Source organism: Kitasatospora sp. GAS1066B, assembly GCF_041262605.1.
GTDB lineage: Bacteria > Actinomycetota > Actinomycetes > Streptomycetales > Streptomycetaceae > Kitasatospora.
The window spans coordinates 82,799-99,032 of the sequence record NZ_JBGCCO010000018.1; the positions used below are offsets into that span (position 1 = coordinate 82,799).

Below are 16,234 nucleotides of genomic sequence, written 5' to 3' on the forward strand. Positions count from 1 at the left end.
CCGGAGCAGCGGCTGAGCGCCGAGCAGACCATCGGTGACCCGGAAGGGCGAACGAGTGAACCATGCAGCCGATACGCGAGGGCCGCGTCCTGTACTCAGCGGGCCGGTGATCGTCCACTCCTACGATCGGGGCCTGCCCGGCCTGGTGAGGGAGAGTACCCTCCGCTCTCCGCAGGCCGTTGCCTGCCGGGATGTCAATCGTCAGTTGACCTATCGGGAACTCGACCTGCTCAGCGACGCGTTCGCGGTCGCGGTCGAGGCGGCCACGGGAGGACGTCGGGGCGCTGTCGTGGTCCGACTGGCCAGGAGCGTCGATGTGCTGGTCGCCTTCCTCGGCATTCTCAAGGCCGGTTGCTGGTACCTGCCGGTGTCCCTGGAGGAGCCGGGCACCCGAGTGGCGTCGATGGTCGCCGACGCGCGACCGCTGGCCGTGGTGGCGGATTCCGCGGACCTCTGTGAGGCGTTGACCGGTCTCCCGCTGGTACCGCTTCCCGGGGCGCCGCAGCACGACGCCTTGCGGCCACTTCGCAAGGTCGCGCCGGACGACCCGGTGTACGTCCTGTTCACCTCGGGCTCGACCGGCGCGCCGAAGGGCGTGCTGCTGGGCAGTGCCGCACTGTGCAACCGCCTGGTGTGGATGGACCGCCACTACGGTCTCGCCGAGGACGACGTCGTTCTGCAGAAGACCCCGTGCACGTTCGACGTGTCAGGTTGGGAGCTGTTCTGGCCGCTGATCGCAGGAGCCCAGTGCCTCTTCATGCCCGAGGGCGACCACCGCGATCCGGCCCTGGTCATGCGCTTCGTGCGGAGGTACCAGGTGACGACCTGTCACTTCGTCCCTTCCATGCTGGCGGTGTTCCTCCAGAGCGCCAGTGGCCGCGACGGCGCATCACTGCGTCGCGTGTTCTGCAGCGGGGAGGCTCTGCCGGCGGCCGTGGCGGTCCGCTTCCACCAGGTGTTCGACGCCGAGTTGCACAACCTCTACGGACCCACCGAAGCCGCCATCGACGTCACGTACTGGCCGGTGCCCAGGACCCTGGAGGTCGGGGACCGGGTGCTGATCGGCAGGCCGATCGACAACTGCGTGCTCCACGTCCTGGACGGCGAGCGGAAGCCGGTCGCGGCCGGCGACGTCGGTGAACTGTGGATCGGCGGTGTCCCGGTCGCCCGGGAGTACGTCAACCGGCCCGACGCCACCGCAGCGGCTTTCCGGCGTGTCGGGGGCGCCACCTGCTATCGGACCGGGGATCTGGTCCGTGAGGTCGAGGGCGGCCTCGAATACCTCGGCCGGGCCGATGACCAGGTCAAGATCCGCGGAGTGCGGGTCGAGTTGGGCGAGGTGGAACAGGTCCTGGGCGGGCACCCGGCGGTCGGCCATGCCGTCGCGGTGGTGGTGGAGGGGCGGGAGCCCGGCGAGTCCCGGCTGCTGGCGGCGGTGACGGCACGCCCGGCGTTCGCGGATCGCGAGCCGACCGAGTCGCAGTTGCGGTCCTACCTGAGCGAGCGGTTGCCGTCGGCCTACGTGCCCTCCGGCGTCACGTGGCTCGACGCGATCCCGCTGGGACACAGCGGCAAGGCCGACCGGCGCCGACTGCGGGAGGTGCTCGGCCGACACCGAGCGCCCTCGCGGATGCCCGGGGCCGCGGACACCTCGGACCTGGCCGGCACCTGGTGGGACCTGGTGGCCCGGCCCGAGGGCACGGAAGGCGACACCGAGGGCTTCGTCAGTCTCGGCGGCCATTCGCTGCTCGCGGCACGGCTGGCCGGATGGTGTCTGGAGCACCTCGGGGTCGAGGTCCCGCTGCGGCTGCTACTCGACGAGAACGCGTCGCTGAAGGAGCTGGAGGCGTTCGTGGAGGCAGCCGATGCCGTCCCGTGCGCGCCTTCGACCGCGGTGCGGGCCCAGTCGGACGCGCCGGACCGCAGGAGCGGGTCCTCGCCGCTGGCTCCCGGGCAGCGCCGGCTCTGGTTGTGGAGCAAGCTGCACCCCGACTCCTCCGCCTACCACGTGCTCTCCGTGCTCCGGCTGCGCGGCGAGGTCTCGGTGACCGCACTGCAAGCGGCTCTCGCCGCGGTCGTCGACCGGCATGACGCGCTGCGCGCAAGGGTGGTCGGCAGCGAGGAGCCGAGCTGGCGGTACGACGTGAGCGCAGCGCCCACCCTGGTGGAGCGGACGGCCGTGCAGGCACTGACCGACAGGTCCATCGAACGGTTCACGGACGAGTTGGTGCGCGACCCGATCGCGCTCGATCGAGCACCCCTGCTCCGGGCTGGCCTGTTCCGTTCCCTGGCGGGCGGGGAGAGCTGCTTCGTCCTCTCCCTGCACCACGTCATCGCCGACCAGCGGACCACCGAGATCGTCCTCGCGGACCTCGCCACCGCCTATGCGGCGGCGCTGCGGGGAGTTCGGCCCGTCTTCGAACCGGCACCGAGCCACGCCGGCCATGCCGAGCGCGAAGCCTGCGAGGTCGGCTCGCCGCGGTGGCAGGCCGACCTGGACCACTGGCGGGAGCGCCTGTCGGAGGCGCCCCGCGAACTTCGACTGCCTTTCCAGCGGCCGTCGGAAGGTCCGCCGGACACGGCAGGGGAGGCGCACCGCCGCTCGCTCGGAGCGGACCGCAGCCAGAAGATGCGCGAACTCGCCGCGCGAGCCGCGGTCACCCCGGCGACCCTTCTGCTGGCCTGTGTGAGTGTCGTCCTGTCAGCCTGGTCCGGGCAGCACAGCGTCGTGCTCGGCATGGCGGCGTCGCGACGGCGGACCGTCGAGGAAGAGCAACTCGTCGGATTCCTCGTGGACAGCCTGCCGATCCGGGTCGACGTGCGGGACCACCGGGATTTCACCGCGCTGCTCGCTCATGCGAGGCAGCGGCAGGTCGAGGGCCTGCAGCACCACAGGCCGGCCTTCGACGCCGTCGTCGAGGCGCTGGGTGTGCCCACCCAGCCCACCGGCAACCCGCTCTTCCAGGTCTGGCTGAACGACCTCAGCCAGTCGGCGCCTGCTCCGTCCCTGCCCGGCCTGTCTGTCGAGGAGTACGAGACCCCCTGGACACCTGCCCTGTTCGACCTGAACTTCTACCTGCGGCGCGACGTCGCGGGTGACGGCGGATACCGGATCGACCTGGTGCGGGCCGTCGACCGGGTGGCGTCCGCCGTGGCCGACGAGCTGGTCGACCAGTGCCTGGCGGTGCTGGACCAGGTGATCGAGGATCCGGCCTCCCAGCTGGACGCGCTCGACCTGCGGACCGGGCGGATGACCGACCTGGCGGTTCGCCGGCACCAAGCCCCGCAGCGCTCCGTTCCCGGCCGGCCGGTGGTCGCACAGGTCATGGAAACGGCCGCACGGCAGGCGGACCGGGTGGCGATCGCCATGCCGGACGGTGCGGCCATGACCTACGGCCAGCTGGAGCGCGAGGTGGCCGAGTTGGCCGACCGGCTCGCCTCGGCCGGTTGCGGGACCGGTTCCGTCGTGGAACTGCGCACCGCACGCCTGCCGCGCCTGGCGGTGGCGCTGCTGGCCGTCTGGCGAACGGGAGCGGTCGCGGCACTGGTGGACGGAACGCTTCCCGGCGGACGGTTGGACGACTGCCGTCGGCAGCTGCGACCGTCCCACACCCTGACGGTGCCGATGGACTCCGCCGCCCCCGTGCTCTCCGACGGCGTCGAGGATCCGCGCTCGCTGCCGGGGGCCAGTCATGTGCTGTTCACCTCGGGAACCACCGGCCGGCCCGCTGGAGTCGTGGTCCCACCCGGTCCGCTGCGAACCGCGATGGACTGGTACCTGGGCGAGTTCGAGTTCACCCCTGAGGACCGGGTCCCCCTGCTGGCCGGGCTCGGGCACGACCCGCTGCTGAGGGACGTCCTGGCGCCGCTGCTCAGCGGTGGCACCCTGGTGGTTCCCCCGGACGACGTGTACAGCACTCCGGCGAGACTGTTCGACTTCCTGCTTCGGCAGCGGATCACTGTCCTGCACACAACGCCCGCGCTCCTCGAACTGGTGCTGGCCGGCGGCGAGGAGCGCCACGGCGAGCGCCTGACGGCCCTTCGGCTGGTGGTCACCGGCGGTGCACCGCTCCGCGGGGGGTTGGCCGGCAGACTGCGCACGGTGACCGGAGCAACGCTGGTGAACGCCTACGGTGCGACGGAGACCCCCCAGATCGCGGCGTGGACCCGTGTCGCGGACGAGCCGCTGCCGGCGGACGCCACGTTGCCGATCGGTAGGGCGGTTCCCGGTACGGAACTGGCCGTCGTCGACGCCGGTGGCCGGCCGTGCGGCGTCGGGCAGCTCGGTGAGCTGATCGTGTGCGGTGGTCAGGTTGCGGACGGCTACCTCGACGGTGCCGAACGACAGGACCGGTTCGTCTCCGGTTCGGACAGCTCGCGGCCCGCGGCGTTCCGCACCGGCGACCTCGGCCGGCTCGATCCGTCAGGCCGGATCCATCTCGCGGGCCGATCCGACCGCCAGGTCCTGATCCACGGGTTGCGCGTGACCTTGGAAGAGGTCGAGGCCGTCGCCCTGCGGCACCCTGGCGTCCGCGAGGCCGCCGCGGCCCTGGCCGAGACGGTCGGCGGCGAGACACTGACGCTGTACGTCACACCAGTGCCGGGTGCGGCCCCGGAGCCCGCCGAACTGCGGGCCCACCTGGCCGCCAGGCTGCCGAAGGCGGCCGTGCCCGCCACGGTCAGGGTCGTCGAACGCCTCGCTCGGGACGGCAACCACAAGGCCGCCGGTCGGCCGCCGGTCGGGACGAGCGCCGCCCCAGGCGTGCGGACGGCAGTGATCGACAACGTGACCGTGGCCCGGCTGAGCGAGTACATCAAGTGCTTCATCGATCGCGACCTCGGCCCGGACGAGAACTTCTTCGACGCCGGGCTCAACTCGATGGCCGTGCTGCGGCTGCACGCTCGGCTGGTCGAGGAGTTCGACGACCAGATCGCCGTGACCGACCTGTTCACCCACACCACTCTGCGGTCTCTGGCCGCCCACCTGTCCGGCGCCGCTACCGCCTCATCGCGACGGACCGGGCGGCGGCCCCGGCCGAACCAGACCGCCGTCCGTGCCGCGGAAAGCCGCCGGAGCATCCGTAGCCAGCTCTACCGCAGTCACCAGGAGCATGCATGAGCGAGTACGCCGAACCCATTGCGATCATCGGGATAGCCGGGCGTTTCCCCGGCGCCGGCGATGTCGACCAGTACTGGCGGAACCTGTGCGAGGGAAGGGAGTCGGTTCATCGTCCCTCGGACGACGAACTGTTGGCTCTCGGTGTCTCGCACGAGGTCCTCGCCGATCCGGACTACGTCAAGGCCGTCGCACTGGCACCGGACGTGGACAAGTTCGATGCCGCGTTCTTCGGTCTGACACCGCGTGAGGCACAGCTGTGCCACCCGCAGATGCGCCTGCTCCTGGAGACCGCGCACGCCGCGTTCGAGAACGCGGGGTACGCGCCGGGAACGGTCACCGACGTCGGCGTCTTCGCCTCGGGCGGGGCGAACCGCTACGGCGCGCTGGAGGGCAAGACCGAGAGCGCGCTGCGCAGTGCCTCCGGCATCTCGCTCGCGGTGCTCAACAACACCGACTACGTAGCGACCCTGGTGTCCTACAAGTTCGGTTTCCAGGGGCCCAGCTTCACTGTGCAGACCGCCTGCTCCAGCTCGCTGGTCGCAACCCACCTGGCTGTTCAGGCCCTGCGCAACGGCGAGTGTGAGATCGCCCTGGCCGGCGGGGCGGACGTCGAGTTCCCCCTCGGGCACGGACACTGGTGGGCCCCGGGCAGCCCGTTGAGCAAGGAGGGCCGAGTGCGGCCCTTCGACCGGGATGCGGACGGCACCATCTTTGGCAGCGGCGTCGGTGTCGTCGCGCTGAAGCGGCTGAGCGACGCGCTGGCGGACGGCGACAATATCCGAGCGGTCATCCGCAGCTCCGCGGTGAACAACGACGGCTCGGACAAGATCGGCTTCAGTGCCCCCAGCATGGCCGGCCAGTCCGCCGTGATCAGCGAGGCGATGCTGATGGCCGGAGTCGAGCCGTCCGACATCTCCTACGTGGAGTCCCACGGCACGGGTACCCCACTGGGCGACCTGATCGAGGTGGCGGCACTCAACGACGCCTACCGGTCCCTCGCGGACGGCCACATGACGCCAGGGAGCATCGCGCTCTCCTCGGTCAAGGGCAACATCGGACACCTCGGTCACGCGGCGGGTTCGGCGGCCCTCATCAAGATGGTGCTGGCGCTGGAGAACGAGCGGATCCCGGCCAGTATCAACTTCAGCGAGCCCAACCCCAAGGCCGAGTTCGACCGGTCGCCGTTCTTCGTGAACGACACGCTGCAGAAGTGGGAGCGTGCCGACGGGAAGCCGCGTCGCTCGGCGGTCCATTCACTCGGAATCGGCGGCACCAATGTGCACATGGTGCTGGAGGAGGCCCCGCTGCGGGACTCCGCGGAAACCGACCACCGCCCGCGTCTGGTCGTCTGGTCGGGCCGGACACCGCAGGCCGAACAGGAGTACCGGAGCAGGCTGGCAGCCCACCTCGCCGGCGCCGGAGAGGAGCTGTTCGCCGACACCGTCCTCACGATGCAGCACGGCCGGAAGGCCGAGGTGGTCCGGTCGGCCGTGGTGGCGTCGAGCGCCGCGGAGTCGGCGGCCGCGCTGCGCGGAGTACCGGGCGCCCCGGCCGTCGTCACGGGGTCCGCCGAGGAGCCCCGCCCGGTCGCCTTCCTCTTCCCCGGCCAGGGCTCGCAGCACGCCGCCATGGCGGCCGGACTCCACGGAGTCGACCGGGTGTTCACCCAGTCGTTCGACGAGTGCCTGGCCCTGCTGGACGAGGCTGGTGCCGCTGCCGGGAGTGCCTGGCGCGAGGCCACGGAGGATGAGGAACTCCAGAGGACCGAGCTCGCCCAGCCGTTGCTGTTCGCGGTCGAGTGGGCGCTGAGCCGGATGTGGCAGTCCTGGGGAGTGCGCCCCGAACGGTTGCTGGGTCACAGCATCGGTGAGCTCACCGCGGCCACCGTGGCCGGGGTGTTCGAACTCGCCGACGCCGCACGGCTGGTGGCGGCTCGGGCCGGTGCCATGGCGGCGATGCCGGCCGGTGCGATGCTCGCGGTGTCAGCCGCGCCGACGGAGATCGAGGACCTCCTGCCGCCCGCGATCGGTGTCGCGGTGGTCAACGGGCCCCGGCAGACCGTGGTAGCCGGACCGAAGGCTGTCCTGGACGATTTCGCCCGGCTGCTGGCCGAGCGGGGGATCCGCACGAAGAGCGTGCGTACCTCGCACGCCTTCCACAGCGAGGCCATGGCACCGGCGGCCGAGGAGTTCCGGCGGTCCTTCGAGGGGATCGTTCTCCGGGCGCCGGAGATCCCGTTGTACTCCGCAGCGAGCGGCGGCCTCCTGACCGAGGCCCAGGCCGTCGACCCCGACTTCTGGGCAGACCAGCTCACCACCCCCGTCTGGTTCGGCCGGGCCCTGGACGGGATGCTCGCCGAGGGGCCGCAGCTGCTGCTGGAGGTGGGGCCCCAGCAGGCCCTCGCCGGCCTGGCCAAGCCGCACCGCGAGGTCACGCAGGGACGCAGCGCGGTGGTGGCGAGCCTGCCGCACCTGGGGGCGGCGCGCGGCGACTGGGAGTCGCTGCTCGCGGCGGCGGCGGTGCTGTGGACCGAGGGCCACCCGCTCGACTGGGCGAGGATGGCACAGCAGGAGACGTGGCGCCGTACGGTGGTGCCGGGCTACCCGTACCAGCGCACGCGCCACTGGGTCGAAACGCCCGCCGAGAGAAGCGGGAGCACCGAGGCAGCTGCGGCGGCGGTCGTCAACGCCGTTGTCGGCCATGAGGAGGCCGGGCGGGAGGAGCCCGAGCACGAGGCGCGGCCGCTGCCGTTCTACACGCTCTCGTGGACCGAACAGCCGCGCGGGTCCGGATCGGCGCGGGGCGGCGCAACCACAGCGCTGGCGCTCCTGCCCGAGGACCGGTCCTCGGCCGGCGAGGTGGCCGCAGCACTGCAGCGAGCCGGTCTTCGGGTCATTCCGGTCACCCCGGGCGAGGCGTACCGGGAGACCGCTGTGGGCTTCCGTATCCGCCGTGACAGCACCGAGGACATCGAGCGCGTGTTCACCGCGCTCGCGCGGCGCGGCAGCTATCCGCGCCTGGTCGTGCACGCTGCCACGCTCGGCGCGTGGGCGCCCCCCACCGTGGCGAACGCCCCCGGCCAGACGGAGCGTTCCTTCCACAGCGTGCTGGCCTTCGTCCAGCAGGGCGCGCGGCGGGCGGCGGGGAACCCGGTTCCCGGACTGCTGGTCCTCACCGACCGGTCGGTGGATGTCTCCGGGGGCGAGCAGGTCGATGCGGTCAAGGCGACCCTGCACGGACTGGTCCGGACTCTTGCCGTCGAAGAGCCCGGCACCGCGTGCAAGTTGATCGACCTGGGCCGCGGAGTCCCGGAGGAGGACCTGACCGACGAACTCGCCGACTGGTCGTCCCACGAGGTGGTGGCCCTGCGCGGTGACCGGCGGTGGGTCAGGAGTGAGCAGCAGTTCGTGCCCGAGAGCGGTACGGCCACGGCGTTCCGGCCCGGCGGCAGCTACCTGATCACGGGTGGACTCGGTGGGCTGGGCCTGGAGGTGGCCAAGGGGATCGTCCGAACGGGCCTGCGCCCGCACCTGCTGCTGCTGGGCAGGACCGGACTCGCCGAGGTCGAGGAGCCGCACCGGGTGCCGGACGGAGCGGACGAGCGGACCACCCGGCTGCGTGCAGGGCTGGAGGAGATCGAGGAGCTGGGGGCCTCGTACCGGATCGTCACCGCGGACCTGAGCGACCCGGCGGCCCTGCGCGCGGCGCTGGCCGAGGCCACCGGCCGGCGCGGCCCGATCGCCGGGGTGTTGCACCTCGCCGGTGTGGCGGGCGACGGGATGATGCAGTTCCGCACGCGGCAGCAGGCCGAAGCGGTGCTCGCGCCGAAGGTGCTCGGCTCCCTCGCACTGGCCGAGGCGTTCGCCGACCGGCCGAGTCTCGACTTCTTCGTGGCCTTTTCGAGTACGGCCGCACTCCGGGGTCTGCGCGGGAGCGGGGACTACGCTGCCGCGAACTGCTTCCTCGATGCCTTTGCCGCGACGCAGCTGCCGTTCGCCCGCCGTGCCCTGACCATCAACTGGCCTGCCTGGAATTCGGTCGGGATGGCCGTGCCCGGTCTCGCGAAGCAGACGGAGGCGACCGCGGCGGTGGCGGGGCCGGTGTGGCGGGCCGCGCTGACCCCGAGCGAGTGCCCGATGCTGGACGAGCACCGGATCAACGGTGAGGCGGTGCTGCCGGGGACCGGCCACCTCGACTTCGTGGTCCGCGCCTTCCGGGCCCAGGTGCTCGACGGAGCGGCCACGCCCGTCCGGCTGACCGAGGTGGTCTTCCGGACACCGCTGGTGGTGCATGACTCCCGGACGATGGAGATCGCGTTCACGCCGGGCGACGACGTATGGCAGTTCGTGGTGCGTTCGTTCGCCGGCACCCGGGCCGTCGGTGACGTGCAGGTGCACGCGACCGGCACGGTGGAGAGCGCAGCGGGTACCGCTCGTCAGCTGGACCTGGACACCCTGCGGGTCTCCCTGTCCGACCGCCGGGAGCGAGGGGAACCGGAGCGCCGACTGGTCGAGTTCGGCCCTCGCTGGAGCAATGTCACGGAGGTCGGATCCGGCCCGGCGGATCCCGGCGAGATACTGGTGCGGCTGGACCTGCCGGAGGCGTTCGCGGCCGAGGCGACCGAACACGAACTGCACCCCGCGCTGCTGGACAACGCCACCGCCTTCGCTCGCGACCCGGAGCGCGATGCCCCGCACCTGCCGTTCATGTACCGGTCGGTCGTGGTGTACGACCGGCTGCCCGCCCGGATCTACAGCCACATCCGTCGTGGCAGCGGCGCCGACGGCCTGATCGTGGCCGACATCGATGTAGTGGCGCCCGACGGGCGATTGCTGGTCGAGATCGAGGGCTTCGCCATGCGACGGGTGGAGGACGGGTTCGTCGTGGGGGACACCCCGGTCGCGGAGGTGGACGAGCCGCGGGCTCCCGGCAGGCCGGAGGCTGACGCCACGTCCGGTCAGACCGGTATCGATCCCGAGACCGGGGTCGGGCTGCTGCTTGAGCTGATCGGTGCCAGGACGCCGCGACAGGTCGCGGTGGCACGGTTCCGGGACGGCGTACCGGTGCTCTCCGCGGACGCGCGTCGGGTTCCCGTGGTCGCCCGGCCGGCCGTCGAAGCGTTGCCCGTGCCCGCCGGGACCCCGGAGCACCGGGCCGCCGCGGTGCCGACACCGGTGCCGACTCTGACTCTGGAGGCGTTGCCGCAGGCGGCGGAGCAGTCGACGGTGGACACCATGCGAGAGCTGTGGACCGACGCGCTGGGAATCCCGGACATCGGGCCGGGGGACGACTTCTTCACCCTCGGCGGCAACTCGCTCACCGCGGTGGACCTGATCACCCGGATCAGGGCCAGGTATCGCATCGACCTCAGCATCGCCGTGTTGTTCGAATACCCGACGCTCGGCGCCCTGGCCGAGGAACTCCGTTCACTGGGCGCGGGCTGACCGTGGCAGACCTGGGTGCTCCGGGCGGATCGTGCCGCCCGGAGCACCCCTGGCGATCGGGCCCCAGGCCGGTGCGGCCGGCCGCAATCGAAGATCAGGAGTGGGAGCGTGAGCCGAATATTCGCCGACGGGTTGTTGGCCGGTCAGACCGCCGTGGTGACAGGTGGTTCCAGCGGCATCGGCCTGGCGATCGCGGAAGGCTTCACCAGGCTGGGATGCGAGGTCGTGATCGTGGCCCGCAGGCCCGAGCGACTGGAGCAGGCCATGACCGGTATCGCGGAGCGGACCGGTCGAACACCGGGCGGCTTCCTCTGCGACGTCCGGGACGAGGAGCGCATCGACCTGCTGCGGGAGCACGTGCTCGGTGCGGTCGGGGTACCGACGATCCTGGTCAACAACGCGGCCGCCAACTTCAAGATGGCGGCGGAGCGGATGACCCGGCGGGCCTTCTCGACGGTCCTGGACATCGACCTCGTCGGCACCTTCAACGTGACGAGGGCCTTCGCCAACGACATGATCGAGGCTGCCCGCGGGAGCATCCTCAACATCAGCATGGTCGATGCCGAACGCGGCTTCCCCGGCTTCTCGCACGCCGGCGCGGCCAAGGCGGGAGTCCTGTCGCTGACCCGGAGCTGGGCCGGTGAGTGGGGGAAGCACGGCATTCGGGTCAACGGCATCGGCCCGGGGCCGGTGCCGACTGCCGGTGCGGCCGCGAACATGCTCGGGCTGGCCGACTCCGGTGACGCGTTCGCCGATGTGCTCGGCCGGATTCCACTCGGGCGGCTCGGGACCGAGGACGACATCGCGCACGCGGCCACGTTCCTCTGCAGCCCGGCGGCTGCCTGGATCACCGGGGTCAACCTCGCGGTCGACGGTGGCTTCAACCTTCCCTGAGAACCTGCGGGAGCGTGCCGTGTTCAGCAGAACACGGCACGCTCCCGCGGTTTTTGGCGCGTCCGGCCGGCGTGAGCGGCTCAGTCGGCGGGTTCGTACTCGATGCCCTCCGCGCAGGCGTGGTCCAGCCAGCGGACCACCTCGGCGATCTCCGTGTGGTCCGCGCCCTCGGCCCGGATCGTGAACGCGCGGTCCTTCAGGCCGTTGCGCCAGTCGAGGACCGTGCCGGGCTGGACGAACACATCCACGTCCCACACCCGGGGGTGGCGCAGGAACCGGGAGGCGGATGCCGCGCTCCGGACCCGCACGCGCTGCTGCGGCGGCAGGGCGAGGTAGAACAGCGCCGAGCCGTCGAACACCACAGGCCGCCGGTCCACCGGGTAGCCGACCGCGGTGCGGACCGCCAGCCGTACCGGATCGAGGTCCGAGCACCGGTTCATCAGCTGGGCGATCCCGCCGCCCAGGCGGCCGTTCACCTCGATCACCCGTGGTCCCTGCGGCGTCAGCTTGAGCTCGGTATGGGTGATGCCGATGTCGACGCCCAGCGCCCGCACCGCTGCCGCTGCCATCGCCGTGACCTCGTCCCGGAGCTCCTGGGGCAGCATGCCGGGGATGATCGTCCCGTGCTCGCGGAAGGGAGCGGCGAGCGGCAGCTTGTCGCTGACCGCGAAGTGCCAGGTCCCCGACGCATCGGTGACCGACTCCACCGACACGTAGTCACCGAGCCAGTCACCGAACGGATGGCGCCCCGGTGTCAGCAGCTCCTCGACCTCCCAGCTGTGCGGGCCGTCCCCCAGCCGCTCGGGCAGGACGGTCTCGACGGCCTGCGCCAGCTCGTCCTTGTCGGTACAGCACAGCGTGTACCGGCCGGAGTCGCCGTGCACGGGCTTGACGACCACCGGGTAGCCGACCGTTGCCGCGGCTGCCGCCAGCTCGGAGCTGTCGGCAACGGAGACCTGTCGCGTCACGCTCACGCCGGCCGCGTTCAGCAGGGCGCGCTGGCGCGACTTGTCGGTCAGTGCGGCGGCCGTCTCGAGCCGGTGGTAGGGGAGGCCGAGGCGAGCGGCCAGCCCAGCCGTGGTGCGCACCAGTGAGTCACTGAACGTCAGGATGCCGCGGACCGGGCTCTCCGATGCCTCGGTACACGCCGACGCCAGGTCCTCGGCGGTGCTGTAGTCGACAGTCGGCGCCAGCGCCTCCAGGACAGGGCGCATCGTGCGGCAGTGCGGGTCCTGCCCGTCGATGAGGAACAGCAGCCGGGCGTCCGTCTGCGCGGCCTGGATGATGCTGATCGGGCTGACCGAACCGAACCCGTAGACCAGGGCGAGGGTCGGCAGTGCGGTGTCAGCGTTCATTGGAGTCCTTCCTGCCGGGAGCCGCCGCTTTGAACGCGTTGGGCCCGGGTGGTGAGCGCGGCAGCGAGGACTGCCGCCACAGTGAAAGACGTGTCGGAATCCGGCGCCATGACGTGCAACCGGTCTTCGTCCACGTTCAGGCAGACGGTGATCCGCGGTGCCGGGCGCAGCCCGAGCGGACCGGTGTCCAGGGCGAAGACGATGGTCGGGCGCGGGGCTTGCGGCGGGACGCCTGCTCGGCGCACGGCGATGTCACGCAGGAACGTGCCCTGAGCGGCGGCTTGCCGTACGGCGGCGGAGCCCGTGGACTCGATCTCGGCGTCGTCGGTGTCGAGGGTGACCGGCACGGCTGTCGCGAACAGCTGGTCCAAGGGGCCGACTGCGGCTCGGACGGATGGTTCGCTCCACCAGAAGGTCTGCTGCCGTCCGCCGAAGCCCGCCGCGTAGGCGGCCCAGCCCAGCGCCGCGGCGGTCAGCCACTCTCGTCGGCCCTCGCGGGTGCGGGTGGCCGGCCGGGCCGCCGGGGGGAGCCGGACGGTGGCCGTGTGGGAGTCCGGCGGCAGCGATCCGGTCGAAGCCCCCAGCGGCAGGTGCTCGGACATCGGCTGGACCGTTGCCAGCACAGCTGCCCAACCGCTCTCGTGGCGGTTGAACCCGGTGTCGCACTCACCAGCGAGCCGGGCCAGGTCGTGGCCGGGGAGGTCCAGATGCCGGCCGGCCTCGATGCCGAGGGCCGAGGCCCACTCGGCCCCCGACAGCTCGACGCCGTCCAGGCCGCGAACCCGGTGGATGACGAGATCGCCGCCACCCGTGGTGAGTGCGAGCGTGCCCGGATCAGCGGGCACCACGAGACCGCTGCGATCCTCGTCGGAGGCTGCCCGCGAGGTGACTTTCGTGAGTACCGCCAGTGAGTCGCCCACCAGGATCTTGGGGGCGCCGAAGGCGTTGTCCGTCGGACCCATGTCGGCCGCCCGGCACCAGCGTTCGATCTCCTCGGCGGGCTGACCGGCCGCGACCAGCCCGGCTGCCGGCAGACGGCGTCGACGGGAGTAGTAGGAGCGCTGCTCCAGGTCCTGGGCCCGTGGTCGCAGACGCTGCTGCTCCAGCTGCGCCAGCAGCTCGTCGAAGCCGGCCAGGCCGTCGTCGTAGCACTTGATGCTCAGGGTCAGGGTGGTCTCGTCGGCTGCGACCGGAAACGTCCGCTGGACCAGGATGTCGCCGCTGTCGAGACGCTCCCGCATCGTGTGCCAGGTGGTGCCGTATTCCTGCTCGCCGTTCACCAGCGCCCAGGGCATCTGGTTCACACCGGCGTAGCGCGGCAGCGGAGAGCTGTGGAAGTTGATCGCCAGCTTGCCAGGCAGTGCTAGTTCGGCGCCGGTGAGTACCTCGGGATTGGCGATGCTGAACAGGTAGTCGGGCCGCGGTCCGCCCAGGCCGCGGGTGTGGTCGGCGGTGGGGACGCCGCGTCGTTCTGCCCACTCTCTGGCCGGGCCCCGTTCGCCGGCCATTCCGCCGACCCGATGTCCGCGTGCGAGCAGGCGTTCGCCGCACTCGATGACAAGTGCGCCCCTGCCCGCCAACCAGCAGTGGAGTGGTCTGCCGATCCTGTCCGGTACTGATTCGGAGTGTCCGGAGAATACTTGGCGGTCCGCCATGATTGCCCTTCTCAGGGATTTGTCTGGATCGGAGAGGTGGCGCATCGGGGTCCGCTCCGTGCGCCTTCGTGAGAAATTTCTGCAGAGAAATAATCCAGGGATTTCCCATCGAAGTGTCATCAGGGCGCCATCGGCGAACCATTGACGATCCCCGAGGTGATCGCGCGGCCTTGTCCTGCATTGGAGCGGCTGATTTACTCGGGGCGATCGTACGCTGACGTAGAGGACTTGGGGAGGATGCTTTGAGGATGATGGTCAACACCCTGAGGCGCCAGGCTCGGTTCCGGAATCTCTGGATCGGCCAGAGCATTTCGGTGATGGGCACCGCAGTGACGGAGATCGCCATGCCGCTCACCTCGGCCGTCTATCTGAAGGTCTCGACCTTTCAGATGGGCCTGCTGTCCGCCCTCGGGTTCCTGCCCTGGCTGGTGATCGGGCTCCAGGCGGGGAGTTGGGTGGACCGGTCCTCGCATCGGCGCACGCTGATCCTCACGGATCTGCTCCGCTTCGGACTGCTGGCGATCGTACCGATATGCGCCTGGTGTCACGTCCTGAATTTCATGGGCCTGGCCTTCGTGGTGCTGTGCGTCGGAGTCTGCACGGTGTTCGCGAATTCCGCGTCCTCCGCGGTCCTGCCCGAACTCATCGACGAGGAACAGCTGGTCGAGGGAAACAGTCTGACCCGGCTGAGCCAGTCCGTTTCCTATGTCGCGGGCCCCGGCCTCGGTGGCTGGCTGGTCGGAGTGCTGACCGCTCCGGTCGCGTTGGTGGTCGACTCGCTCTCCTATCTCGTCTCGGCGCTGTTCATGTTCCGGCTGCCCGAGCAGGAGGCACGGAAGCAGCCGGAGCGACGTGAGACGACGCTTCGGCAGGACATCGGGGAAGGCCTGCGCACGCTGTTCGGAAATCGGTACCTGCGTCCGGCGGTACTGAGCACCGGGGCACTGGCCCTGGGGAACGGCATCTTCGGCCCGGTCTACATCCTCTTCCTGACCCGCACCCTGGGCCTCGCGCCGTCCTTGGTAGCGGTGCCGTTCATGGTGTTCGGCGCGGGGGCCATCGCGGGCTCCCTGTCGGCTGCCTCGATCGGCCGCCGGTTCGGTTTCGGTCCGACCCTGATCGTCGCCGGCCTGCTCAACGGCTTGGCGTCGTTCGCGTTCCCGCTGCTCGGCCACCGTCCGGTCTCGGTGCTCGTGGTGAGCGCACCGTGGCTCCTCTTCGGCTTCATCGCGCCGGTGTACGGGAGCCTGACCCAGACGCTGATCCAGAGCGCGAGCCCCGCCGGCATGCTCGGACGCATCAGTTCGGCCTCCAGCGTGCTGTCCTGGGGTCTGCTGGCGGTCTCGGCGGTGCTGGGTGGCTGGCTCGGTACTGCTGTCGGTCTGCGGGGTTCCCTGCTGATCTGCTGCGGTGCGTACCTCGCGTCCCCACTCTTCATGATCTTTTCGCCGGCCAGGTCGTTGCGCAAGCCCCAGGAGGCCAAGCCGGTCGACGCGGAGGCCGCCGAGGCCACGCCCGAACCGCAGCAGGTGGCGGGCGGCTGACCCGGTCCACCGCGGCCTGAGCCGGAAGCGGCTTCGCCTTGGCCGCCGGTCCCCGCGACGTCGCGGGGACCGGCGGCCAAGGCGTCGGTCGGTCGCGGTTTGTCCGCTCTACCCTGGACCGCCGACCGCGGTACCGCTGATGGCAGCGGTGGTAGCGGCTCGTGAGGTGGAAAGTAGGCGCTGGCGGCAGCATCACCCGCAGGTTCGGCGGTTGAGCGGCGGG

The 16,234-nt window shown here is 71.0% G+C and carries 6 protein-coding genes; 4 read left to right on the forward strand and 2 right to left on the reverse strand.

Features of this window, described 5'->3' with window-relative positions; translation table 11 throughout:
• The first annotated feature begins 145 nt into the window (after window positions 1-145).
• The 3 genes from ABH937_RS21195 to ABH937_RS21205 all read left to right on the forward strand — a co-directional run bounded on the left by ABH937_RS21195 (window position 146) and on the right by ABH937_RS21205 (window position 11,457).
• Window positions 146-5,119 (forward strand): amino acid adenylation domain-containing protein, encoded by a 4,974-nt coding sequence (locus ABH937_RS21195; RefSeq protein ID WP_370219106.1) that lies wholly within the window; start codon window positions 146-148, stop codon window positions 5,117-5,119.
• Complete coding sequence (locus ABH937_RS21200; protein ID WP_370219107.1) at window positions 5,116-10,563, forward strand: SDR family NAD(P)-dependent oxidoreductase; 5,448 nt, start codon at window positions 5,116-5,118, stop codon at window positions 10,561-10,563. The genes ABH937_RS21195 and ABH937_RS21200 overlap by 4 nt, the downstream gene beginning before the upstream one ends.
• Window positions 10,564-10,671: 108 nt before the next feature.
• A complete protein-coding gene (locus tag ABH937_RS21205; RefSeq protein WP_280690589.1) occupies window positions 10,672-11,457 on the forward strand; it encodes an SDR family oxidoreductase in 786 nt (261 codons plus the stop codon).
• An 80-nt stretch (window positions 11,458-11,537) separates the two neighbouring features.
• Here the strand turns inward: ABH937_RS21205 and ABH937_RS21210 are convergent, their stop codons facing one another.
• Both ABH937_RS21210 and ABH937_RS21215 read right to left on the reverse strand, forming a co-directional pair.
• A complete protein-coding gene (locus ABH937_RS21210) occupies window positions 11,538-12,812 on the reverse strand; it encodes an acetyl-CoA carboxylase biotin carboxylase subunit family protein (protein ID WP_370219108.1) in 1,275 nt (424 codons plus the stop codon).
• Window positions 12,809-14,320 carry a formyltransferase family protein gene (locus tag ABH937_RS21215; protein ID WP_280690587.1) on the reverse strand — a complete coding sequence of 504 codons (1,512 nt, stop codon included), beginning with the start codon at window positions 14,318-14,320 and terminating at the stop codon, window positions 12,809-12,811. The genes ABH937_RS21210 and ABH937_RS21215 overlap by 4 nt, the downstream gene beginning before the upstream one ends.
• A gap of 395 nt (window positions 14,321-14,715) precedes the next feature.
• Between ABH937_RS21215 and ABH937_RS21220 the strand changes: the two genes are divergently transcribed.
• On the forward strand, window positions 14,716-16,011 hold the full coding sequence (locus tag ABH937_RS21220) for an MFS transporter (protein ID WP_348533661.1): 1,296 nt from the start codon (window positions 14,716-14,718) through the stop codon (window positions 16,009-16,011).
• The last annotated feature ends 223 nt before the right edge of the window (window positions 16,012-16,234 follow it).